Origin of the sequence: Paenarthrobacter sp. NPDC057981 (assembly GCF_042886835.1) — a bacterium.
GTDB lineage: Bacteria > Actinomycetota > Actinomycetes > Actinomycetales > Micrococcaceae > Arthrobacter.
The window spans coordinates 1-23555 of record NZ_JBHVQI010000010.1 but is presented as its reverse complement, the minus strand read 5'-3'; the positions used below and the strand labels follow the sequence as shown (position 1 = coordinate 23555).

General features: G+C 63.3%; 25 protein-coding genes. 7 read left to right on the top strand and 18 right to left on the bottom strand.

Features of this window, described 5'->3' with window-relative positions; genetic code table 11:
• The first annotated feature begins 27 nt into the window (after positions 1-27).
• Entirely contained in the window at positions 28-510 is a 483-nt protein-coding gene (locus tag ACFVSI_RS11120) for a hypothetical protein (RefSeq protein ID WP_387823166.1), read from the top strand.
• 140 nt (positions 511-650) lie between these two features.
• Complete coding sequence (locus ACFVSI_RS11115; protein WP_387823163.1) at positions 651-2030, top strand: cation:dicarboxylate symporter family transporter; 1380 nt, start codon at positions 651-653, stop codon at positions 2028-2030.
• On the opposite strand, the gene ACFVSI_RS11110 is transcribed toward ACFVSI_RS11115, so the two are convergent.
• Positions 1990-2796, bottom strand: coding sequence for a helix-turn-helix domain-containing protein (locus tag ACFVSI_RS11110; RefSeq protein WP_387823160.1), 807 nt, complete (start codon positions 2794-2796; stop codon positions 1990-1992). The two genes, ACFVSI_RS11115 and ACFVSI_RS11110, sit on opposite strands and share 41 nt — an antisense overlap.
• Positions 2797-2861: 65 nt before the next feature.
• Here ACFVSI_RS11110 and ACFVSI_RS11105 point away from each other — a divergent pair, with 65 nt between their 5' ends.
• Positions 2862-3374 carry a glyoxalase/bleomycin resistance/extradiol dioxygenase family protein gene (locus tag ACFVSI_RS11105; protein ID WP_144663169.1) on the top strand — a complete coding sequence of 171 codons (513 nt, stop codon included), beginning with the start codon at positions 2862-2864 and terminating at the stop codon, positions 3372-3374.
• Positions 3375-3422: 48 nt separating this feature from the next.
• Here the strand turns inward: ACFVSI_RS11105 and ACFVSI_RS11100 are convergent, their stop codons facing one another.
• From ACFVSI_RS11100 to ACFVSI_RS11050, 11 genes are all read right to left on the bottom strand, one after another.
• The gene (locus ACFVSI_RS11100; RefSeq protein WP_387823157.1) at positions 3423-3782 is read right to left on the bottom strand and encodes a VOC family protein; all 360 of its coding nucleotides are present in this window, start codon (positions 3780-3782) and stop codon (positions 3423-3425) included.
• A gap of 3 nt (positions 3783-3785) precedes the next feature.
• Positions 3786-4046 (bottom strand): DUF4235 domain-containing protein, encoded by a 261-nt coding sequence (locus tag ACFVSI_RS11095; protein WP_377547784.1) that lies wholly within the window; start codon positions 4044-4046, stop codon positions 3786-3788.
• A 103-nt stretch (positions 4047-4149) separates the two neighbouring features.
• Positions 4150-4326, bottom strand: a complete 177-nt coding sequence (locus ACFVSI_RS11090; RefSeq protein WP_144663172.1) for a CsbD family protein — start codon at positions 4324-4326, stop codon at positions 4150-4152.
• Between the two features lie 89 nt (positions 4327-4415).
• A complete protein-coding gene (dhaM, locus tag ACFVSI_RS11085; RefSeq protein ID WP_387823153.1) occupies positions 4416-5114 on the bottom strand; it encodes a dihydroxyacetone kinase phosphoryl donor subunit DhaM in 699 nt (232 codons plus the stop codon).
• Positions 5111-5767, bottom strand: a complete 657-nt coding sequence (gene dhaL, locus ACFVSI_RS11080) for a dihydroxyacetone kinase subunit DhaL (protein WP_387823150.1) — start codon at positions 5765-5767, stop codon at positions 5111-5113. The genes dhaM and dhaL overlap by 4 nt, the downstream gene beginning before the upstream one ends.
• A 2-nt stretch (positions 5768-5769) precedes the next feature.
• Positions 5770-6771, bottom strand: a complete 1002-nt coding sequence (dhaK, locus tag ACFVSI_RS11075) for a dihydroxyacetone kinase subunit DhaK (protein WP_387823147.1) — start codon at positions 6769-6771, stop codon at positions 5770-5772.
• A gap of 161 nt (positions 6772-6932) precedes the next feature.
• Entirely contained in the window at positions 6933-7802 is an 870-nt protein-coding gene (locus ACFVSI_RS11070) for a nucleotidyl transferase AbiEii/AbiGii toxin family protein (RefSeq protein ID WP_387823144.1), read from the bottom strand.
• On the bottom strand, positions 7799-8401 hold the full coding sequence (locus ACFVSI_RS11065; protein WP_387823141.1) for a type IV toxin-antitoxin system AbiEi family antitoxin domain-containing protein: 603 nt from the start codon (positions 8399-8401) through the stop codon (positions 7799-7801). Before ACFVSI_RS11065 ends, ACFVSI_RS11070 begins: the two co-directional genes overlap by 4 nt.
• A 73-nt stretch (positions 8402-8474) precedes the next feature.
• A complete protein-coding gene (locus ACFVSI_RS11060) occupies positions 8475-8663 on the bottom strand; it encodes a hypothetical protein (RefSeq protein WP_387823138.1) in 189 nt (62 codons plus the stop codon).
• Between the two features lie 14 nt (positions 8664-8677).
• On the bottom strand, positions 8678-10126 hold the full coding sequence (locus ACFVSI_RS11055) for an FAD-binding oxidoreductase (RefSeq protein ID WP_387823135.1): 1449 nt from the start codon (positions 10124-10126) through the stop codon (positions 8678-8680).
• Between the two features lie 125 nt (positions 10127-10251).
• Positions 10252-10761, bottom strand: a complete 510-nt coding sequence (locus ACFVSI_RS11050; protein WP_387823132.1) for an amino-acid N-acetyltransferase — start codon at positions 10759-10761, stop codon at positions 10252-10254.
• Between the two features lie 149 nt (positions 10762-10910).
• Between ACFVSI_RS11050 and ACFVSI_RS11045 the strand changes: the two genes are divergently transcribed.
• Positions 10911-12149, top strand: a complete 1239-nt coding sequence (locus ACFVSI_RS11045) for a Fic family protein (protein ID WP_387823129.1) — start codon at positions 10911-10913, stop codon at positions 12147-12149.
• A gap of 21 nt (positions 12150-12170) precedes the next feature.
• Here ACFVSI_RS11045 and ACFVSI_RS11040 read toward each other — a convergent pair whose 3' ends face one another.
• From ACFVSI_RS11040 to lysS, 6 genes are all read right to left on the bottom strand, one after another.
• Positions 12171-14267 carry a prolyl oligopeptidase family serine peptidase gene (locus tag ACFVSI_RS11040; protein WP_387823126.1) on the bottom strand — a complete coding sequence of 699 codons (2097 nt, stop codon included), beginning with the start codon at positions 14265-14267 and terminating at the stop codon, positions 12171-12173.
• Positions 14268-14332: 65 nt separating this feature from the next.
• Positions 14333-15559 (bottom strand): glycosyltransferase, encoded by a 1227-nt coding sequence (locus ACFVSI_RS11035; RefSeq protein ID WP_387823124.1) that lies wholly within the window; start codon positions 15557-15559, stop codon positions 14333-14335.
• A gap of 146 nt (positions 15560-15705) precedes the next feature.
• Positions 15706-18198, bottom strand: coding sequence for an ATP-dependent Clp protease ATP-binding subunit (locus ACFVSI_RS11030; RefSeq protein ID WP_144663184.1), 2493 nt, complete (start codon positions 18196-18198; stop codon positions 15706-15708).
• A 358-nt stretch (positions 18199-18556) separates the two neighbouring features.
• The gene (locus tag ACFVSI_RS11025) at positions 18557-18880 is read right to left on the bottom strand and encodes an Lsr2 family protein (protein ID WP_144663185.1); all 324 of its coding nucleotides are present in this window, start codon (positions 18878-18880) and stop codon (positions 18557-18559) included.
• Positions 18881-19010: 130 nt separating this feature from the next.
• Positions 19011-19184 (bottom strand): hypothetical protein, encoded by a 174-nt coding sequence (locus tag ACFVSI_RS11020; RefSeq protein WP_387823120.1) that lies wholly within the window; start codon positions 19182-19184, stop codon positions 19011-19013.
• Between the two features lie 2 nt (positions 19185-19186).
• Positions 19187-20716, bottom strand: a complete 1530-nt coding sequence (lysS, locus tag ACFVSI_RS11015) for a lysine--tRNA ligase (RefSeq protein WP_387823118.1) — start codon at positions 20714-20716, stop codon at positions 19187-19189.
• A gap of 75 nt (positions 20717-20791) precedes the next feature.
• Here lysS and ACFVSI_RS11010 point away from each other — a divergent pair, with 75 nt between their 5' ends.
• The 3 genes from ACFVSI_RS11010 to ACFVSI_RS11000 all read left to right on the top strand — a co-directional run bounded on the left by ACFVSI_RS11010 (position 20792) and on the right by ACFVSI_RS11000 (position 23467).
• Complete coding sequence (locus tag ACFVSI_RS11010) at positions 20792-21688, top strand: alpha/beta fold hydrolase (protein ID WP_387823115.1); 897 nt, start codon at positions 20792-20794, stop codon at positions 21686-21688.
• A gap of 9 nt (positions 21689-21697) precedes the next feature.
• A complete protein-coding gene (locus tag ACFVSI_RS11005; RefSeq protein WP_387823112.1) occupies positions 21698-22552 on the top strand; it encodes an alpha/beta fold hydrolase in 855 nt (284 codons plus the stop codon).
• 81 nt (positions 22553-22633) lie between these two features.
• Positions 22634-23467, top strand: coding sequence for an alpha/beta fold hydrolase (locus tag ACFVSI_RS11000; RefSeq protein WP_387823110.1), 834 nt, complete (start codon positions 22634-22636; stop codon positions 23465-23467).
• Positions 23468-23555: the final 88 nt, after the last annotated feature.

Genomic DNA, 23555 nt, shown 5'->3' with positions numbered 1-23555 from the left:
GGAACGATTGCCGTCCTACCCTGAGTCATGGGGAGAATCGGGCTGGCTTTGACCCTTGCCGGGACGGCGCTGCTATCCGCTTGCGCAGACGTGCCGGTTGCTTGTCCCGCGATCGGGCATACAGCGGCCGTCTCGTTGACCGTAACCGCCGACTACGCGGGCCAAGTGGGCTCGCTGCGGTTGACGGCCTGCCAGGACGCGGCCTGCACCGGGAAGGACCTAATGCTGAACCCGGGTGCCGTGACCTCGGGCGAGAAGTGCACACCGGATGGCGTGTGTTCGGCAACGTCGTCTCCGGACGGGACCCTGCAGGGCTTCGTGGAGTTGCCCGCCCTTTCAGAGTCTCCGATGGAAGTCACGGTCAGCGGCACGTCCAAGACCGGCGTGGCGCTGCCGGTGCGCACGTTGAGCTTTACACCTCGCGGCGCATATCCGTACGGCGAGAAGTGCGGGCGGGTCATTTCCGCCGGTGTGGTGCTGGCTGCCGAAGGCCTGCGGCAACAACCATAGATTCCGCATGGCGGAAACTTGATTCCGATATTAAACACAGCAAGCCCTTGGAATTAGCATCCCGGAAACAACCCGTCCATAGCGTCTTAGGTGATCCCGGACCGTGACCCTGCACGGCCATCGCACAGATAGGCGCCACTTTGAAGATCCCAGCACCCGCCTCCACCGTGAGCCCGGCGGCCAAGAAGCCCTTGTACAAATCCTTGTTCTTCCAGATCCTGGTGGCCGTAGTGTTGGGGATCAGCATCGGCTACCTCTGGCCTGACCTTGGATCCGCGCTTCGTCCCTTGGGCGACGGCTTCATCCAGCTCATCAAGATGATCATCGCTCCACTGATCTTCCTGGTCATCGTCACAGGAATCTCCGCCGTGGGAGATGTGAAAGCAGTGGGCCGGGTAGGTGTGAAGGCTTTGATCTACTTCACCGCTGCCACGCTCTTCGCCCTGGCATTCGGACTGGTGGTGGCCAACCTGGTGCAGCCGGGCGCTGGCCTGAACATCGATCCCGCCACGTTGTCCGCGGATGCGGTGAATGCGAAGACCACCACCGCACCGCCCAAGGACGCAGGACAATTCCTGCTGGGCATCATCCCTACCAGCGTGGTGGGCGCGTTCGCTTCCAACTCCTTGCTTCAGGTCCTGTGCTTCGCGGTCTTCTTCGGAGCCGCGATCGTGGTGGTGGGCCGGGAAAAGTGCAAGCCGGTCATCGATGTCATGGAAACCACCCTTGAGCTCTTCTTCAAGATCATGGCCTGGGTGATGCGGGTTGCGTCCGTGGGTGCCTTCGGCGCCATGGCCTTCATCATCGGCCAGTACGGTCTCAGCTCGCTCAGCACCTACGCACTCCTGATCGCTGCATGCTACGGCTCCGCCCTGGTCTTCATCGGACTGCTTTTCGTTGTCGCCTGGGTCTACCCGCGTGTCCCGCTGTGGCAGTTCATCAAGTACTCACGCGAAGAGTTCCTGTTGGCTCTTGGCACCGCCTCCACCGAATCTGTATTGCCACGCATCATGACCAAGCTGACCAACGCCGGCTGCTCACGGGCGACCACAGGCCTCGTGGTCCCCACCGGATACTCCTTCAACCTCGATGGCGCGGCGCTCTATCTCTCCATCTCCCTGCTTTTCCTCGCCCAGGCCTTCGGCCACAATCTGGACCTCGGGCAACAGTTGGCCGCACTCGGAGTGCTGATGCTGACATCCAAAGGCATGGCCGGCGTTCCAGGGTCTGCCTTCCTGGCCCTGTCCGCCACGGCAGGAGCGCTGGGCATCTTCCCCGTCGCCGGGGTTGCACTGCTCCTCGGAGCGGACCGGCTCATGGACTCCATGCGCGTTGTGGTGAACCTGCTCGGCAACTGTGTAGCCACGTTTGTGGTGGCGAAATGGGAAGGCCAGTTCGACCGGGAGGCGATGCTTGCAGCCTTCCGCGGGGACAGCACCACACCGGACCCCGCCGCAGCCGAACCGCAGGCCCCGGCGCTCAAGACTCCCCAGCTGACCTCCGATACGTACTCGGCGTAAAGCCCAGGTACTTCCGGAAGTCGTTCGTCAGGTGCGCATGGTCCGCGTAGCCAAGTTCGACGGCGATCGCCGCAAGGTCCGCTGTTGGATCGGACCGTGCGCGCTCGGCGGCGTCCTGCAATCGTCGACGCCTAATGAGTGCCGACGGACTGAGCCCCACGTACTTCTTCGCAACCCGTTGCAAGGTCCTGGGCGATACCGCCAAGCGCCGTGCGGCATCCTCGATCAGGAGTACCTCGCGGTCCGAGGCGATCACCTCCACCATGCGGTTGGCGAGCAGCGCCTCCTCTGTCGGAACAACATCCCTGGAAGCCAGCCACGCAGTAAAGGCGGCCACTGCACGCTCCCGGCGGGCGCCGTCGTCGGGCGTTGCCGCGGGGGAAAGCGGGTCCATGGCGGCCGAAACCGCGGCGTGAAGGCCATCCAGCGGTAAGGCGACTTCCTGGTCGCGCAAGGCCTCGGGGTTATCCGTGAACAGGGGCACCGCGGCGGGCCGGAGCAGGGCGCCCACGGCCCAACCTTTGCCGCTGAGGTCGCGGAAACCGGCACGGGTGGTTGGGCCGGAAAACCCGACGCCACCACCTTGGACCACAAGGTTGGAGGCAGGGTAGGCGATCACATGCTGCCGGGAAGAGCGGCCAGGCTCGATGTCCCATTCGGGAATCCAGAACCATTCCACGAGCTCCGCGACCGCGTCCGGGGCGGGCAGCCGATGGAAAGTGGGCAGCCGCGCCGGATACAGGATGCCCTTGAAGGAGCTCTCCAACGGACCTCCAAACCTGTCGCGAATCTGCAAGCGCCCCTGCGCGGCCGGAGCGTAGCGTCGTAGCCATGACCGATACTACAAGCACAGAATCAACCACGGCAGCCGATGGGCAGTACACCACCCGCGGCGTCCCCAACGGGCTGACCAGCCTCACGCCCTTCCTCGCCGTACCCAACGCCCGGGAAGCCATAGCGTTCTACCGCGACGTCTTCGGAGCCCGCGTTGTGGGCCAGACCGACATGGGCGGAGTGGTGGTGCACGCGGAGCTGGACTTCGGAAACGGCCACCTCCAGCTCGGCGAACCGAACCCGGAGTATCACCTGGTACCAGCACCGGACGGTGAAGACGACTGCTACTCCATGGGCCTGTACTGCGCGGACGCGGACGGTTTGGTCCGGAAGGCGGAGCAAGCCGGCGCCACTGTCCGCGAGCCGCTGACCACCTTTGTTTCAGGTGACCGCTACGCCAGCATCCGTGATCCCTTCGGCGTTCGCTGGTCCATCATGACCCGCGTTGAAGACCTTTCCGAGGAAGAAAGCAACCGCCGGGTGGAAGAATGGGCGGCGCAACAGGGCTGACCGGCCCATCAGGGCTGACCGAACCGGGCGCGCGGCCAGCCCGGGCGGCTAGCTGAGGCAGAGGCAGAAAGGGTGGCCGGCCGGATCAAGGAAAACCCGGAATGTTTCGCCCGGCTGGTGGTCGGCCTTGGTCGCACCGAGTGACAGCACAGCCTCCTCACCCTTGTCCAGGTCCTCCACCACCATGTCCAGGTGCATCTGCTGCGGGATGGTCTGCCCGGGCCATACAGGAGCCTGGTACACCTCCACCTGCTGGAAGGAGATGCAGTTGCTGCCATCGCTGGGGCGGATCTCGTACCAATCTTCCTTGCCTGTGACTTCCCAGCCGAAAAGTTCGCCGTAGAAACCGGCCAAAGCGGCCGCGTCAGGGCAATCAAGAACAACGTTGGGGAATTTAGCTATAGCCATGGTTCAGACCTCGTCAGCCGTCTTTTTCATGCGGGCCAGGGCACTCTTGGTGCCCCGCTGGGTGAGTACGTGAACCACTGCGCCAACAGCGGCGGACACAACGGCGAACACCAGGACACCTGGCAAAGAGTCGTCGAGGTCCGTGCCGTCCTTGGGCGCGGGCTTGCCGGTTTTCTTTTCCCAGAGCCCCTCCAACGTCTTGTTGGCGAGCGCACCGGCGCCCAGGCTCACGGCGAGTCCAAACAGCTTTACCACTATGTTCACGTCGATCCTCCATCAATCAGCGCACCGCGGGAGCAGCGCTTCGCACAAGAAGTTCACACAACGCGACAGGGCCGCTGCAAGCGCAGCGGCCCTGTCCACATTCCTAGTCCTTCTTGAAGGCGTCCTTCACCTTTTCGCCGGCATTCTTCAGGTCAGCCTTGACCTGGTCGCCTTTGCCTTCAGCTTCGAGGCCCTTGTCGTCCGTCAGCTTGCCGGCAGCTTCCTTGGCCTTGCCGCCAAGCTTCTCGCCAGTGTTCTCCAACTTGTCGTCAGCACCCATGTCGCACCTCTTTCGTCGTAGGAACCTTGTACCTCTACAACATCACTAATCAGTGTACTTAGCAATATTTGGGTGAAAAACGGTTCATCCTAGAGCTCCCCGAAGCCCTCCTTGACCAACCGCCCCACGTACTCCACGGCCTTGGATGCGTCCTTGCCCCGGGCCTCAACATGGAGGCTGGAGCCCTGCCCGGCGGCCAGCGCCATGAGTGCCATGATGGACATGCCGTCGACGCCGTTCACCGTCACCTCAGCGTCCAGCCCCGACAGGCCGCCGGCGATCTTCGCGGCCGGCCGCGCATGCATGCCCATGGGGTTGATGAGTTCGAAGTCACCGCTCGCGTCCGGCTCATCCTGACCGTACGGGTCCGGCAAGTCAGTGCGCTTGGCCGCTTCGGGGCTGCTGGTGCTGCCAGCCGCCTCGGCAGCCTTGCGTACATCCTCGACGCCGGCACCACCCTGCGCGGCGACCGCGGCCGCCACGAGTCCCTCCACCAAGGGCGCGTCGGCCAGCCGCACGGCGTCGGGATTGCTGGCGAACTCCATCGCGGATTCAGCAGTCATTACCGCCGAGCCCAGGTCCGTCAGCACCACGACACCGTCGCCACCGGAGTCGACCAGTGACTGTTCGACGGCGGCCAGCACCTTCTCCAGGCTGGTCCCGATCCGGTCCTCGTCAGTGCCACCGGCGGCGACGAGTCCGACGTCGGGCGCCATCTGGGCGGCGAGTTCAACAGCTCCTTCAGCGATCTTGCTGCTGTGGGACACCACCACAATCCCAACCGTCATTCGGCCGCTCCCGTGCCGCCGGATCCGGCCGCGGCTTCGGCCGCAGCCCGCAGCAGCAGCGCGGTTGATGCTGCCCCCGGATCCCGGTGGCCGGCGCTGCGATCGCCGAGATAGCTGGCCCGGCCCTTCCGCGCCACCAATGGATCCGTCGCCTTGGCACCCTCCTCCGCGGCTTTCGCGGCGGCTTCCAGCACGGCCGACGGTTCTGCGCCGTCGGACGCCGCCTTCACCGCAGCCTCCACCGCCGGTGTCCAGGCGTCGATCATTGTCTTGTCGCCAGGCTCGGCCTTGCCACGCGCCACAACCCCGTCCCTCGCCGCGGCGAGGGCCGCCGCGAGCGCCTCGGAGTCGACGTCGACCGCCTCCCCCAACGACGTGGCCGCCCGCAGGTAGGCCGTTCCGTAAAGAGGCCCGGCAGCTCCACCCACTTTGGACATGAGCGCCATGGCGGCGGCCTTCAACGCGGCACCCGGAGTTTCCGGCGGGCTTTCATCGAGCTTCTGCAGCACGGCCTGGAAACCCCGGTCCATGTTCTCGCCGTGATCGGAATCCCCGATGGCCCGGTCCAGTTCAATCAGCTCGACCCTATGCTCAGCCATCGCCTTGGCCGACAACTTCAGCCATTCCTGCGCCCATGTGACGTCCAGGCCCATGCTCAGGCTCCCCACCGCAGCGCGGCAGTGTGGACGGGAGCGTCCCAGAGCCCCGTCATCTCGTCGTCCAGGCGGAGTACGGATACAGAGCAGCCCTGCATTTCCAGGGACGTCACGTAGTTGCCCACCAGGGAGCGCTCCACTGTGACGCCACGTTCAGCAAGAACCTGCGCGGCGCGCCGGTACACGATGTACAGCTCGCTCTGCGGGGTCCCTCCCATTCCGTTGACGAACAGCAACACCTTGTCGCCCGAGCTCAGGCCAAGGTCGTCCAGCACAGGTTCCAGGAGCCGGTCGGTGATGGCGTCGGCGCTTTCCATGGCGATCCTGTGGCGGCCCGGCTCGCCGTGGATGCCGATGCCGATTTCAATTTCGTCGTCGGCGAGTTCGAAACTCGGTGTTCCCGCGTGCGGCACCGTGCATCCGGACAGGGCCACGCCCATGGTCCGCACGTTCGCCACCACCCTCTCGGCGATGGCCGTGACGGCGTCAAGATCGTCTCCGCGCTCCGCCGCAGCACCGGCGATCTTCTCCACCAAAACAGTTCCGCCGACGCCGCGGCGTCCGGCCGTGTACAGCGAGTCCTCCACGGCGACGTCGTCGTTGACCAGAACGGAACGCACGTGAACGCCTTCGGCCTGCGCCATCTCGGCTGCGGTTTCAAAGTTCAGGACGTCGCCGGTGTAGTTCTTCACGATATGGACGACGCCGGCACCTGAGTCGACGGCGACTGTGGCCGGAATAATCTGGTCAGGGGTTGGTGAGGTGAAGACTGCCCCGGGGACGGCGGCGTCGAGCATGCCTAGCCCGACGAAACCCGCGTGCAGGGGCTCGTGGCCGCTGCCTCCGCCGGAAACGAGGGCGACCTTGCCCTGTACCGGTGCACCTTTCCTGACGACGAACTTCGGCTCGGGGTGGACGTCCACGATGTCGGCATGCGCCATGCCGAACCCTTCAACGGACTCGTCCACCACGGCCCGTGGATCATTAATGAGCTTTTTCATTGGATGCTCCTGGCGTGGTGTGGCTGGTGCTCTGACCCTACTACCGGGGCCGCAGCCCCGGTAGGCCTTCCGGGCCGACCGTCGCAGTTATCCTGCCGCTTGGGCTCAGCGAACTGGGTCACGGTGTCGGGGACGAAGCTTCCCTGCCGTCCTCGCCTGAGCTACGCCCAAGATCTCTGATCAGGGCTCCACACGTGGTGCTCTTCCGCGGTTCCATCGAAAATTGGATCCATGAAACCCAGGACGCGTTCGACCTGGTCATCAAGGTCTTTCGCGCATAGGTCTTCCACCCTGTTTTTTGCGCGCCAAGCAGCCCATTTGGCTTGCCCAATCTGCCCGTATCCGTTGAGGAACGCGCGGAGAGGCCCCAGCTCTACACTTCGGTGCTGAGCAACTTGCCTGGCCGCCTCCCTCAGCTGTGCTGCCGCAAAAGGGTATCTCTCTGACAGGGCCACAACATCCAGAAGGTCACGCCATCTGGATGTTGTGCCTCTTTGCAGCATGGTGACCGTTTTCTCAGCAATGACCGTTACAAGAGGATGGCCTTGCATCTTCACTGAACCGCCCAGTAGTGACGGAAGTTCGATTTGCTCGGGAGCGGGCCAGATTGGGTCCCCAGTGCTGATGTCCAGCTTGATTGTGGGTTTTGCCCTATGCAGCGTTGCCGGGAGTGTAACCCTAAGGCCCGTGTACTCGTCCTCATCACGGATCTGCTCGATGTCCAGAGATCCGGTGTGAAAGGAAAGACCGTCCTCAGCCATCACACCCGCGACCGCTCCCACTACCTCGGTGACGTGGGTGACGTCCAGCTCAAAGTCGAGCGCCTGGATATCGATGTCACGGGTGGGCCGGCGAAGTGAATGGGCAGACAGGAGGACTCCGCCTTTGAGGCAGAAATCCCCGGCGTAGGGTGTGCCCTCGAGGCGGTACAGGAATCGCTCAAGCGCGTACAAGACCAGAATTTCATCAAAGGGGCGAGCCCGGTCGCGCGCGAGGGCCTGCAGTTGGTCGTAAATCTTGGAGGCGGTCATAGAAGGACCTCCAACGCGCGGCGGAGCGGTCCGCTGGATCGGGGAAGAACAGATGCCACTTGCATTAGTCGCGCCGGATGAGAGTCTGGACGCTTCAGCCAGTTGCGGAGAGCTTCAACGCCGGTTTCGTAGCCAGCGGTAGCACGGAGGCGAAACGCATCGACTATTGAACGCTCAGGGGAGTAAATTCCGATACTTGCACTGTCCGCACCGTCGATAGGCACGGCTGTTCGGCCTACCTCGAAAGTCGCCCGGTCGAAGACATGCCAATTTACCGGCGCCAACACCTGGGGCGGAGTTTTTCCTCGAGGGATCGCCAAATCGATGGATGACGGAATCTCGTCGATCAGCCCATGGCGTGCCAGGGCACTGTTCAGGCACAGAGTAGCCAAGGGCGCCTTATGCGCAGCCTCAACCAAGTCGAGGTCCGCATCCAGACCTTCCGCCGTCACGTAGAGACCTGCCCCAATCTGTTCAATTAGCCCCGAATCGCGCAGCCGGTACAGGCTTGCTTTGGGCACCCCGTAGTGACTCGCCTCCTTAACGCTAAAGGCGGCCCCGTTTGGAAGCCGATCCAGGAGCTGGCTTCGTCCATTCATGGATACATTCTACGACAGATAATCAGATCTGTCGTAGAATGTATCCGCCACCTTAGTGCAGCGCGCTTCCGGGCTACTCCTCGCCGGCCGGTTGCGCCACCTCGCCGGCCTCCTGCCGTACCGGGAACTCCGGCCAGAAAGCCGAGTAGAGATCCGGGTCGCTGTGCCGGTCGCCCGACCAGGAAACATCATGCGGCCACGGCCCGTAGGGGAGATCGATCTGGAACGCGGAGAAATCGGGAAATGTGACCCTGTGGTCCATCGTCCGCATCCCCTTCAGCTGTTCAGCACGGCGTCGCCGCCGGCCGTGGCAACGTCTTCCAGCAGGACGGTCTGATCAATGACCGGCAGCCCTACAACGTGCCCAAAACTGAACATATTCTGCGGATCCAACTCGGCCTTCGCCTTGCGCAGACGCTCACGGACACTTGGCTCCCACGGCCGCTCCCTGTCCTCGGCGTCCACAAAATGTCCATGCAGGTTAACGAAAGTCCCACCGCTGGAGGCCGGACGCAAGTCCTCGCGGACGGCGTCGAACACTCCTGGAAGCAGCTCCGCCACGGGCGGGACGACCATGCCGGCCATGAAGAAGCTGAACGCTGCATCGCGAGCTCCCACCATGTCTTCACCGTCAGCGCAGGCAGCCAGGGCTCCACCAAGGAGACGGATTTCCGCCATGAGCACGGGGCTTGGGACACCGGGGCCGAAATGCCGAAGAATGGCGCCCCTGGCATCCTGGTCCAAGCGATCCAACAGGAATCCCCGCTCCCGCACAGGCACGGGCTGCTCCGGGTCCTGATGGACCATGTCCATTTGGGTTGAATCCAAGGGGCCGGTCCCGTCCATCATGATGGGAGCGCTCCGGCGCATGGGTTCCAGCAGCCGCGTGGCCACCGCGGCATCGCCCTGATAGGCATACCGAAGGTGCACTACGAACTTTCCGCGCAGCGGTTCGGGGACTATGTCCATGTCCGGCAGGCGAAGGAAAGCCAACGACGCCGATGCCTCCTGGGGCAGCCCGGGCACCCATTCGCTGAACTGCTGGAGAACGGCCGGGGCGTGCTCGCCGTCGTAGTACAGGCCGCCGGCGAACAGGTCCGAGCCGGGGAAGAGGTGGAATTCCATGGCCGTGACAATGCCGAGGTTCCCTTTTCCGCCCCTCAAGAGGTAGAACAGCTCGGAGTTCTCGTCTTTGCTTACCCGACGCTGGGTGCCATCGGCGGTGACGAGTTCAAAGGCGATCACATGGTCCGAAGCGAAGCCGTACTTGCGCCCAAGGATGGGCAAACCGCCGCCCAGCGTGTAGCCCACCACGCCGACGTCGGTGGTTGAACCGCAGAGTCCCATCAAACCGAACGTGGCGGCGTGGTCAACCACTGCCCTCCAGCGGACACCCGCACCGACACGGGCGGTCTTCTCGACGGGATCGATACTGAGCTCCAGCATGCGGCGCGTACTGATGAGCAGGCCACCTTCGATGGCATTGGTGGCGCCATGCCCCGTGGACTGCACGGAAACGGGCATTCGGCGTTCTGCAGCCCAACGGACCGCCGCCGCGACGTCCTCTGCATCGAGGGCGCCGAAGGCAAGGTCCGGCTGGTGCTGGGTGGATAGATTGAAGGCCGCTACTTCTGCGGCGAATCCGGGATCGGCAGGCGTGAACACTGGACCGCGGACGCTGAGTTGGAGTTCTGAAACATCTGAAATGGACGCGTGGGACTGCATGATCTTCTCTCACATTGACCGAGTAGTGGAAGCTTCCCCAGCAAGCCGTGATCAGTTTATCCATCAACTGGATATAAGAGAAGAGGTTTTAAATCACCCATAATCGGGCGGCGGTTGAGGAGCGCTTACAGCTGCTTGATCATGCGCGTGTTGCCCAAGGTGTTGGGCTTGACCCGGGCAAGGTCCAGGAACTCCGCCACGCCCTCGTCATGCGAGCGCAGCAACTCTGAGTACACTTGCGGATCCACTGCGGACTGGTCCTCCATGACTTCGAATCCGTGGCGCTTGAAGAAGTCCACCTCGAAGGTCAGGCAGAAGACCCGGCTCACGCCCAGGGCGCGCGCCTCTTCCAGGAGATCCTCCACCAAGGTGTGCCCGACACCGCGCCCGCGCCAGGAGTCTGCCGCCGCCAGTGTGCGGATTTCGGCCAGGTCTTCCCACATCACATGCAATGCGCCACAGCCAATGACCTCGCCGGCGTCGGATTCGGCGATCCGGAATTCCTGGAGGCTCTCGTAGTACGCCACCGTCTCCTTCGCCATGAGAATCCGCTCCTCCGCCAGGGGGGCAACGAGCCTCTTGATGGCCGCCACGTCGCTGGTGCGGGCAGGGCGAAGGCTGAAGGAGGAAGTCACTCCCCCATCCTAACGAGATGGCCGCCCCTCACTGCTTCGTGAAGGCAGGTGTGGGTTCCGCTCACGGTAACCAACACTTATACCACTAAGTGTTGGTATGGCGGGAATTAACCAACACTTATGGGCTTAAGTGTTGGTATGGTGGGAACATGCCCACGTCTCCGTCCCCACGCATTACGGTTGATCCTGTCTCTTTCGAGACTTTCGACTGGAAGCCTCGCGCGCCCGCGATGTTCTCGCGCGCCGAGGTTGAGCGACAGACCGGCCCCTATCAAGCAGCCTTGACGGCGAATATTGAGCACTGGACTCCCGAAATTTCCGGGGAAGATGCCGCAGACGTCGAGGACGCGACTCGTGAGCTCGTGAAATTCGACAAACACGCTCAACAGACGCTGGGCACGGACAACCCCGCGCTTGGACCCATGACTGCGATCCTCTTGCGCACGGAATCAGCCTCAAGTTCGCAGATCGAGCAATTGACCACATCGGCGAAACAACTTGCCCTCGCCGAGATTGACGCCGGCCACAAGGCCAACGCGCTGACCGTCGTCGGTAATGTCCGCGCCATGGAAGCAGCTCTTCGGCTGGCCGACAATATCAGCGAAGACTCCATTCTGGCGATGCACAAGGCGCTGATGCTCCACCAGCCCGGCTTCGATCCGGCAGGCGCTGGTCGCTTCAGAGATGAGCAGGTGTGGATCGGCCCTGGCCAAGCTGGACCACGAATGGCCGAATTTGTCGCTCCGCACCATGACCGTATTCACGGGGCGATCACGGATTTGGTCAAGTTCATCCACCGCCAGGATGTCTCCGTACTGGTTCAGGTGGCAGTCAGTCATGCGCAGTTCGAAACGGTGCACCCATTCCCCGATGGGAACGGCAGGACGGGCAGGGCACTGGCTCAGTCGATTCTCCGTAACAAGGGCCTCGTCGACTCCACAGCTGTGCCAATCTCCGCCGGCCTCCTGGTGGACACAGCACGCTACTTCGCCGCGCTCGGCTCATTCCGGGAGGGCGATGCCGGACCCATAGTCCGTCAGTTCGCGGGGGCAGCCCGGATTGCGGCCACTACTGGATCACGACTTGTAGACGACCTTGTCGCCGAGCTCGAAGAGTCCCGGGCAAAGTTGGCTGGTCTTCGGGCAGACGCGGCGGCCTGGAAGGTGCTGCCCGCACTGATCGGGCAGCCCGCGGTCAACACAAAGTTCCTGATGAGCGAACTCGGTCTCGGCGAGATGGCGGCGCTTCGCGCACTGGACACGCTCAGTGGCCGTGGCGTGCTCAACGAGACGTCAGGCCACGGCCGCAAGCGGGTTTGGCAGCACCGCGGAATACTCGATGTCCTCGACTCCTACGCCGCCGACATCCGACGGATGTCGGGAGGCTGATCCGTCAGCCTCCCGACACACCTACACTCCCAACTCTTCCGGGAGCGCCACCTCCTCGCCCAGAACCTGTTTGGCCAGGAAGTGCTCCACCACGCCGTACCAAACCTTGGCGTGCTGCGGTTGCAGGATCCAGTGGTTCTCGTCCGGGAAGTACAGGAAGCGGTGCGGGCTCTGGCCGTTGTCATCCGCGGGCAACTGTGAGGAGGACAGGAGCTCGTACCAAAGCCGCAGACCCTCGCCGATCGGCACCCGGTAGTCCTTGTCGCCGTGGATCACCAGCATGGGCGTCTTGATGTTGCCCACGTTTAGGTGCGGGGAGTTCGCCATGGCCATCTCAGCGGTCATTTCCTTCAGCCAGTACTGGGCGGCATCCGTGGTGGGCCCGAACTGGTCCAGCGCCCACAGGCTGGCATGAGTGACAATCGCCTTGAACCGGTCCGTTTGCCCGGCCACCCAGTTCGCCATATAACCACCGAACGAGCCACCCATGGCCGCGGTCCGTGTTTCGTCAATGTCCGGTCGCGCCACCACCGCATCAGTAATGGCCATCAGGTCGGTGAAGGGCTTCTTTCCCCATTCGCCCCATCCGCGCTGGATGAATTCCTGGCCATAGCCGGTGGAAAGGGCAGGATCGGGCAGCAGGACGGCGTAGCCCTTGGCCACCAACAGCCAGGGGTTCCATCGCCAGGTCCAGGCGTTCCACGAGCCCAGGGGTCCACCGTGGATCCACAGCAGGAGCGGAGCGGGGTCCTCCGCTGACGCCCCCTCCGGCAGGGCGAGGTAGGCAGGCACCCGCACGCCGTCGTCGGCCGTTGCCTCCACGCGCTCAAGTCGACCCTTGTACGCGGGGCGCTCCGCCGGGGCCTGCAAGCGGACCACTTCTCCCGTGGCGAGGTCGATGCGCACCGCTTCGGCAGGGAACTCATAGGAGCTGCGCAGCGCGTATGCGGCGCTACCGTCGGGAGAAACCACGACGTCGGTATACGCTGCGCCGTCTTTCGTCACCTGGGTAACACCACCGTCGGCGACGTTGATCCGGAAAACCGGCGACGCGCCGTCGTCGTCCGCTTTCACCAGGATGGCCGAACCGTCCGGGAGCCATGCGAGCGCAGTGGCCCATCGGTCCCACTGGTGGGCCAGGGGCTCCAAGTCAGCGGTCTCTCCACCCGCCACGTTCAGCAGGTGCAGCTTCACCTGGGGCGCCTGGGTGGGCGTTGTGTCGCTCTCGCTCTCCACCACCAGCGTCCGGTTGTCCGGGCTGACGGGGCCCGGGAAGTAGCTCATGCCCTCGTGGTCAAGCAGCACTTTGACCGCACCGGTGGCCACGTCGATGGCGGCCAGAACCTCGCGACTGTCGGCTTTCGCGAGCGCCTTGGCCATGCTCGTGTAGATGGTCTTGCCGTCGGGGCTCACCACGGTTTTTGCTTCCCGAAGCGAAGCGCCGACGCCGGAAGTCAGGTTCCGCAACGTGAGCGGCGCCGCAGCATCCACCGTTGAAGGCTTGCCGGACTCCTTCTCCTCACCCTGCTCCACGGCGAAGATCCGAGGCTCTGCCGGGCCTAGGTCGGCGTCCCAGTAGCGGACAGGGTAGCCGCTGTGCAGGATGGCGGAGACCTTCTTGTCCTTGCGGGCCTTCCTGCGTTCTGCATCGTTCTCCTCGTCGGCTGAGCCGGCGAGGACCTCCGCGTTGATGAACGTAGCGTCGGCGCTCTTCGCCGTCATGACCGAACTGATGCCCCCGGGTCGCGAGTGGACCACGCGTGCTTCACCGCCGTCCGCCGGGAGCAGCCACAACGCGCTGACAGGATCAGCGCCGGGGCTTTCAGGGTCCGGGCGTGCCGACGTGAAGTAGAGGTCGCCGTTGGCCGCGAAGCCAGCACCGGTCTCGCCCTTGGAACTACGGGTGATTCGGCGCGCATGGCTTTGGCCGGAGGGATCCAGTTCCCATAGGGCGGTAGTGAACGCGGTTCCTTTGGCGTCCAACGTCGTCACGGTAGTGACCAGACGTTTTCCATCCGGACTAAGAGTCAGGCCCCCAACCCGCGGGATGGCGAGGTAGTGGTCCAGGTCGTGAAAGGGAGTTTCGGGCTGTTCGCCCGAGGTATCAGCTGAGTCCATGCACCGATTCAACACCGAATGTGCTCGACATCACAGCCTGGTTCACTCACAGTGAAACAGTACTTTCAGATATTGCTGCGCGCTTCAACCCGCCGCAGTGCTTCGACCACGGGAAGGGTCCCGTTTTCTTCGGCGACAGCTGCCGCGATTTCTCCCGCCCGCACACCGTACGACGGCGTGTGGGCGGCTTGCGCAATGGCCTCGCCGAGGCGCTCCGGAGTAAGCGTCTTGTGCGGAAGTGGGCGGGGACCAGCCCCGAGCGCGGCAATCCTGGAGGCCCACAGTGGTTGATCCGTGTACACCGGGACAGCTACGGCAGGGACGCCTGCCCGGAACCCGGCCGCCGTCGTTCCGGCTCCTGCGTGGTGAACCACCGCTGCCATCCGTGGAAACAGCCACTCATGGGGAACATCCCCTACGCCGATTGCATCGTCGCCAAGGACACCCTCCACCCCCTGGACCACAGCCCTCGCGCCGGCCCGCCGCGTGGCCTCGAGGATGAAGCGGGGGTCAATGTGGGCGCTGCTGCCAAAGCCTACGAAGACGGGTGGTGGGCCGCCCGCAAGGAAGTCCACCAAATCCTCCGGCGGCTGCCAGTTCCGCCTGGCTGCCGGCCACCAGTATCCGGCCATGACCAAACCGTCGTGCCAATCGGCGGGGCGCGGAAGCACTGTTGGACTGATGCCATGGAGCGTGGTTGCCCGCGCCTTCCTTCTACGTCTCTCGCCCGCGGCCCTGCTTTCCTTTGCGAGCCCCAAGGTCTTGCGAAGCCGCCTGCTGGGGCCGTCATAGGGAGCCGGCCCTGCGGCAGCACGCTCGCCAATAAGCTTGTTGCCCCACGGGCCAAGGCTTCGGGCCGAGTTCATGATCACCGGCGGGTAGGCAGAGCTAGGTTCCGTGGGCTGCAGATGGGCGCCGATGGCCGGGATGCCGAACGCTTCAGCAACGTCGTACGCGTAGGGCGCTACCGAGTTCGCCAGAATGACATCGGCTCCGGCCTCGGCTGCGGCCAGGGTGCCGATCGCAGCATTCTCCATGTACTGGCCCAGCTGCCGCCAGAACTCCACAAAGTTGCCCGGTTTCGGCTTGTCGCCTGGAGCTGGCCGCCGGATGAGCCGGGCCAGATCCCCCGGCAGCGGCCTGAATTCACAGCCGGACTCGACAACCAGTGCGGCGTACGCGGGGTTGGCGGCAATAGCGACCTCATAGCCCAAGTGCTGCAGGCGGCTGCCGAGGCCGGCCATGGGCGCAACGTCACCCCTGGTACCGGGGGCCACCATCAAAACGCGCACGCGTCCCTCCCCCTACTGGAGTTCTTATACAGATAATGCCCTTATGAAGCCACCTTAACCTCATTGGGTGTACAAAAACTCCAAGCGAAAGCCCCGCCCACTCCTTCCGGAGCGGACGGGGCTTTCGTTGGGCCAGGCCAGATAACTTACGCGGTAGGAGCAATCTCCGGGATGCGCGGCTTGGCGTTGCCTTCGAACGTGAACTTGGCGTCGTCACCTTCGCCCTCGACGTCCACCACAACGATGTCGCCGGTGTGGATGTCGCCGAACAGGATCTTCTCGGACAACTGGTCCTCGATCTCGCGCTGGATGGTGCGGCGCAGGGGCCGGGCACCCATTGCGGGGTCGTAGCCACGGGTAGCGAGCAGGACCTTGGCGGCCTTGGTGAGCTCGATGCCCATGTCCTTGTCCTTGAGGCGACGCTCCAGGCGGGTAACGAACAGGTCCACGATCTCGATGATCTCGTCCTGCGTCAGCTGCGGGAACACCACGACGTCGTCAACGCGGTTGAGGAACTCGGGGCGGAAGTGCTGCTTGAGCTCTTCCGTAACCCGTGCACGCATCCGGTTGTAGCCGGTCTGGGTGTCCGTACCGGACTGGAAGCCCGTTGCGACGCTCTTGGAGATGTCGCGGGTACCCAGGTTGGTGGTCATGATGATCACGGTGTTCTTGAAGTCCACCACGCGGCCCTGGGAGTCGGTCAGGCGGCCGTCTTCCAGGATCTGCAGCAGCGAGTTGAAGAGATCGGCGTGCGCCTTCTCAACTTCGTCGAACAGCACCACGGAGAACGGACGACGACGGACCTTCTCGGTCAGCTGGCCGCCTTCTTCGTAGCCGACGTAGCCCGGAGGTGCACCGAAGAGACGCGAAACCGTGTGCTTCTCGGAGTACTCGGACATGTCCAGCGTGATGAGGGCGTCCTCTTCACCGAACAGGAACTCGGCAAGTGCCTTGGCGAGCTCGGTCTTTCCGACGCCGGTGGGGCCGGCGAAGATGAACGAGCCACCAGGACGCTTGGGGTCCTTCAGGCCTGCACGGGTACGGCGGATAGCCTGCGACAGGGCCTTGATGGCCTCGTCCTGGCCGACGACGCGCTTGTGCAGTTCGTCTTCCATCTTGAGCAGCCGCGAAGACTCTTCCTCGGTGAGCTTGAAGACCGGGATGCCGGTGGAGTTCGCGAGAACCTCGGCGATCAGGTCTTCGTCAACCTCGGAGATGTCGTCCATGCCGCCGGACTTCCAGGTGCGCTCCTTCTCGGCGCGTTCGGCAATGAGCTTCTGCTCCTTGTCGCGCAGCGAGGCAGCACCCTCAAAGTCCTGGGCGTCGATGGCGGATTCCTTCTCCATCTTGACGTCGGCAATGCGCTCGTCCATGGCCTTGAGCTCCGGTGGAGCAGTCATGCGGCGGATGCGCAGGCGTGCGCCGGCTTCATCGATGAGGTCGATCGCCTTGTCCGGCAGGAAGCGGTCCGAGATGTAGCGTTCGGCGAGCTGCGCGGCCGAGGCCAGGGCGCCGTCGGTAATCGTGACGCGGTGGTGTGCTTCGTAACGGTCCCGCAGGCCCTTGAGGATCTCGATCGCGTGCGCAACCGAAGGTTCCTTGACCTGGATCGGCTGGAAGCGGCGCTCAAGGGCCGCATCCTTCTCGATGTGCTTGCGGTACTCGTCCAGGGTGGTGGCACCAATGGTCTGGAGTTCACCACGGGCGAGCATCGGCTTCAGGATGGACGCAGCGTCAATGGCACCTTCTGCGGCACCTGCACCAACGAGGGTGTGGATCTCGTCAATGAACAGGATGATGTCGCCACGGGTGCGGATCTCCTTGAGGACCTTCTTCAGGCGCTCTTCGAAGTCACCGCGGTAACGGGAGCCGGCAACCAGGGAACCAAGGTCCAGCGTATAGAGCTGCTTGTCCTTGATGGTCTCCGGGACATCGCCGCGGACGATCGCCTGGGCGAGGCCTTCGACGACGGCCGTCTTGCCGACGCCGGGCTCGCCGATCAGCACCGGGTTGTTCTTGGTACGGCGGGAGAGGACCTGCATGACGCGTTCCATCTCTTGCTCGCGGCCGATCACAGGATCGAGCTTGTTTTCGCGGGCAGCCTGGGTCAGGTTGCGGCCGAACTGGTCCAGCACCACCGAGCCGGCAGGGGTGCCTTCCGGCTGGCCCTGACCGGAGCCGCTTCCTGCGGTCTCCTTGCCTTGGTAGCCGGAGAGCAGCTGGATAACCTGCTGGCGGACCCGGTTCAGGTCGGCGCCAAGCTTGACCAGCACCTGGGCGGCCACGCCTTCGCCTTCGCGAATGAGGCCGAGCAGGATGTGCTCAGTACCGATGTAGTTGTGGCCGAGCTGCAGTGCTTCGCGGAGCGAAAGCTCAAGCACCTTCTTGGCGCGCGGCGTGAAGGGGATGTGGCCGGACGGGGCTTGCTGGCCCTGGCCGATGATCTCCTGCACCTGCTCGCGAACGCCATCGAGCGAAATGCTCAGGGACTCGAGCGCCTTGGCTGCAACGCCTTCACCCTCGTGGATCAGACCCAAGAGGATGTGCTCGGTACCGATGTAATTGTGGTTGAGCATCCTTGCCTCTTCTTGGGCAAGGACGACCACGCGACGGGCACGGTCCGTAAATCTCTCAAACATTTCGCCACACTCCTAGCTACGACGTACTTTGATGCTACGTGCCCGGAGAAGACTTTTGGAGCGTGTTCGCCACAGGGGAAACATGACGCTGTTGCGGAATAAATCCGTTTGGAACCCTTGACCGGGAACGACGGCGGTGACATCCTCCGCTTGCCGGCCCGGTGGCTGCCAGGATCCCGCCCGGACTGCTGGGAGCGGAGGTTCCCCCGTGGATTCAGGGGATCATAATGTAGTCCCCGGCACTTTCCATCGCAGCCGATTCACAGAAAATTGCCAGGCATGGATGCCCCAGGACCAAAAAAGCACGCTTAAACAACGAATGCCCCGGCAGCAACTGCCGGGGCATTGAAGTGATGAATCAGGAATTCGCCTTTTGATAAGCTTCCTGAATTTCGGCCTGAATACGTCCGCGGCTGTTGACCGTGTAGCCGTTGTCGCGGGCCCACTGCCGGATCTGTGCGGAATCCTGGTTGCGGGCTGCGGTGGCGCGGCCCCGCGTTGCGCGGCCGGAGGTCTTCCGGGCCTTGGCAACGTACGGCTCCAGGGCTTTCCGAAGGGAAGCTGCGTTAGCCGTGGACAGGTCCATCTCGTAGCTCACGCCATCGAGGCCAAAGCGGACAGTTTCGTCCGCAGACCCTTCATCCAAGTCATCGACGAGGATGATTTTTACTTTCTGTGCCATGAGTTGCCTCTCATTCGGAGGGTTCGGATAATCAGAAATTCCCCGGGTTTCTTTCTTGATTATCTGTCACGGCAAGCACGCGCGTCAAAGCACAATTGGATTCCCTTGCTTAGAGGAACCCATATACAGGCTATTTAGAGGCAGGACCTTCCGGAGCGGGGCCCTGTTTTCTCATATTGGCTTCCTCCTGGGCGCGGGCTTCTGCCTGGCGCTCGGATTTGTCCGCATTGAAGATGGACTTCATGGCAAACCAGAAAATCAATCCGACCACCACTGATGGCGCCAGGACTGCGATGTACTCCATGATCAGTGTCCTTCGGGCTTCAGCAAGGGGAAAAGAATGGTTTCACGGATACCGGCCCCGGTAAACAACATGACCAAGCGGTCGATGCCGAGTCCGATTCCGCCCATGGGCGGCGCACCGTATTCGAGGGCACGGAGGAAGTCCTCATCGAGCTGCATGGCTTCTTCATCGCCGGCAGCGGACCTGCGCGATTGTTCCGTGAGGCGTTCACGCTGAATGACAGGGTCAATCAACTCGGAGAATGCCGTGCCGCGCTCCATGCCGCCAATAATGAGGTCCCACGCCTCGATCAAACGGCCATCCCCGCGGTGCGGGCGGGCCAATGGCTGGGCCGACGGCGGGTAGTCGTACACAAAAGTGGGGTTGAGGAGTGTGGGCTCCACGATTTCACCGAAGAGTTCAACCACAATCTTCTCGGCATCCCATTTCGGGTCCACCTTGACGTCGTGCTTGGCAGCTATCGCCAACAACTCCTCGACAGTGGTGTCCGGGGTAATTTCCACGCCCACTGCTTCTGAAATACCGGGGTAAACCGCAAGCCAGGCCCATTCGCCGTCGAGGTTAATCTCACCGGCTTCCGTTTGGATGGTGCGCGTACCCACAACGTCTGCCACATTCAGGATGATTTCCTTCATGCGCTCGGCCATGACGAACTGGTCAGCCCACGCCTCATAGCATTCAAGCGTGGTGAATTCGGGGCTATGGGTGGAGTCCACGCCCTCGTTGCGGAAGACCCTGCCCATGTCGTACACGCGGTCAATTCCACCGACTACTGCGCGCTTAAGGAAAAGCTCGGTAGCAATGCGGAGCGTCATTTTCTGGTCGAAAGCATTCATGTGCGTTTCAAACGGACGCGCCGTGGCGCCGCCGTGGACCAGCTGCAGGATAGGCGTTTCCACCTCGACGTATCCGTGGCGGTCAAGGGTATCGCGGACCGAACGGGTAATGGCCGCCCGCTTGTAAACCATCTCGCGGGCTTCGTCGCGAACCATGAGGTCCACGTAGCGCTGGCGTACGCGGGTTTCCTCGTTGAGCTCCGCGTGCAGGACGGGGAGCGGACGCAGAGCCTTGGACGCCATGGACCAGGAGTCGGCCATCACGGACAGTTCGCCTCGGCGGGAGGAAATGACCTCGCCCTTGATGAACACGTGGTCGCCGAGGTCCACCAGGGCCTTCCAGTCGGCCAGGGCTTCCTCGCCCACGTTCGCCAGGCTCAGCATGGCCTGCAGGCGCACGCCTTTGCCGTCGACGCCGCCCTCCTGGAGGGTAGCGAAGCAGAGCTTGCCGGTGTTGCGGACGAACACCACGCGTCCGGTGATGCCAACGACGTCCCCCGTCGTCTCATCGGCTTCAAGGTGAGCGTACTTTTCGCGGATTTCGCCCAGCGAGTGGGTCCGTTCCACGCCCACGGGATAAGCCTCCGTGCCGCGCTCGATCAGCTTGGCGCGCTTGTCCATGCGGATGCGCATCTGCTCGCTGGCGTCGATGGGCTCTGCGGAGGTGTTCGGGGCTGGGGTGTTTGCGGAAGTCACAGTCCTTAAGTTTACCGTTGATTACCAACCTCCACTTCCGGACGTCCCCAGCGGGGAAAAGCATAGACTCGGACGGTGGAGACATGGATGGTTGAAACGCACGACGGCGGCGGGCAGCTTGAGGTGCACAGCTTCAGGCCGACGGCGGCTGCTTCGATTCCCGGCGCCCAAGCGCCCGCGGAAACGGCCGGCGTCGTACTTGTCCATGGCACTTTGGTGACCGATTCCCTCTACTGGTCCTTTGCGCGGACCTTAAGCGTTATGCTGGGGCGCCCGGTCCACAGTTACAACAGGAGGGGCCGCGGCAATTCCGCCCCGCAACCTGCGGGCTACTCCGTTGACACTGAGATCGCGGACCTCCAGGCAGTCATGGAGAAGAGCGGTTCCACCGACGTTGTGGCGCACAGCTTCGGCGGGTTCGTGGCACTGCAGGCAGCCCGGGAGATCCCCATCGACCGCTTGGTGACCTACGACGCCGCGGTGTCCTTGTCCGGCAACCTGAGCAGCCGTTGGCGGCCCGAGCTTGAGGAAGCAGTCACGGCCGGCCAGCTGGACCATGCATGGGCACACCTGGTGCAGGGACTGGGAACTGCCGGGCCCATCTCCTACCTCCCGCTGCGTGCCTTGCGCACCCTCAGCGTGCTGTCGGCCCAAACCCGGCTGGGACTGGAGATGCGCTCCCTGCTGCCCACCGCCGTCGTGGAAATGCGGGCGGTCCTGGACGCCGACGCGCACCTGCACGACTTCATGAAACTGTCCACGCCCACCCTCATGCTCAGTGGAGGATGGAGTCCGTCGTACTTCGGCGAGACCGGGCGCGCACTGGCCGGCGCCGTTCCCGCAATCGAGTTCGCAGTGGTGCCGCGGCAATTCCACGAAGGTCCGCTGCGGCCTGGACGGCGCCTGGCGGCGCGGATCGCGCGGTTCCTTTCAGCGAACCGCCTCCCGGAAGAACGGGCTGACGCCACCTAAGATGTTCCGGTGAAGGAACGCGGAATCAAGACGCACGACGGCGGCAGCCTCGCCTTGTACAGCTACGGCGCCGAAGACGCGCCCGGGGAGCGCAGGGTTGTAGTAATCGGCGGCGCGTTTCTCACGGCCCTGATCTACCGGCCCTTCTCCGTCGCGCTGGCGAAAGGCCTTGGCGATGGCTGGGCTGTGGACGTGTACGACCGTCGCGGCCGGGGAAAGTCCACAGACCAGCCGCACAACTACTCCATGGAAACGGAAATCGAAGACGTCCGTACAATCATGGACGCTACCGGCGCCCGCAATATCCTTGGCCATAGCCTCGGCGGTTCCGTTGCCTTGAACGCCGCGCAGGCGTTCGCCGGAACCAGGCACGAACCCGGCAAGCTCGCTGTCTACGATGCCGCAGTGAATATCGACGGAAGCATGGACACCGACTGGGTTGAAGGTTTCGCAGATGCTGTGGACAAGGGTGATCTTAACCGGGCGATGGCGAAGATGCGGCGCGGCATGGAGCCTGGGACTGCGTTGGCGCGGGTGCCCGAGCCCGTCCTGGCTGGTCTGATGGCCGTGGTTTCCCGGACCAAGGTAAATAAATTGTTCCGGCAACTGCTGCCGTCCGGGGTGGGCGAACTGAAGGCAGCTTTCGAGGATGCCGACACACCCCAGGACTTTTCCGTGCTGCCATCGAACACTCATTTCATGGTGGGCAAAAAGAGTCCACAGTTCTATAAAGTCACCGCAGCACGGCTGAACAGGGCTGTTCCCGGGAGCACCCTTGAGGTCTCACCCAAAGGCTTCCACGGCTCGGTCCCTGCAGCAGTTAACGAGCTGGTGACGGATATTTCGGAGTACTTCAAGAACTGACCCGCCCTCCACATACGCGGTTTATTCACATGCGGGACCGGTATGCGGCCTGCTGTCAGGTGGCTCGGCTAGGCTCATGACATGACGCGCGACATCATCATGACCCACGACGGCGGACACCTCGAAGTATTCACCACTGGTGGTGAACATGCATCGGCGGGCTCTGGTGTCGTGGTGGTCCCTGCCTCGATGGTGACGGCCTCGGACTACACGCGGTTCGCCCAGAAGCTCAGTGACGCCCTCGGCCGGCCGGTCCACACGTTCAACAGGCGCGGGCGGGGTGATTCATCGCCCCAGGCAGAGGACTACACCCTGGAAGCCGACATCCGGGATCTTCAGACCGTTATGGAGCACACGTCCACAACTGATGTGTTCGGCCACAGTTTCGGCGGTGCAGTGGCACTGCACGCAGCCCGCACGCTGCCGGTGGAACGCCTCGCCGTCTACGATCCCGCGGTTTCGGTCAACCACAGCGTCAAAGCCGAGTGGACGGACGATTATGAACGCGCGACGGCGGCAGGAGACTATGATCGCGCCCTCGCCGTGCTCATCAAGGGAGTCGAGACGGGCGGCGCCTTCGCGAGGATGCCGCTGTCCATGCTGACCCTGGCCAACAAGCTTGCAGCAGGAACTCCCCTGGGCAAGCAGCTGCGGGAGCTCATGACTTGTGGTGTCCGCGAAATCAAGGCGGTCATCGCCGCCGATATGCCTGCAGAGCCGTTCCTGGCCCTCCCCCTTGAGACGTTGATCGTGGTGGGCGAGAAGAGCCCCGCATACTTCGGCGTGGCCTGCGGGCAGATCCACGACGTCCTCTCCGGATCCAGCTACACCATCCTGCCCGGCTTCGGCCACGACGGCCCGAATAAGGCTCCGGACAAGCTGATCTCGGAATTGTCGGAGTTCTTCTCGGGTTAGTGGGGTATTAACGGGTGAAGGCCTCCCCTGGGGGAGGCCTTCAGTGTTGGTGTGTTGTTTAAGTGTGGGAGACCCCCCAACCGTGGGT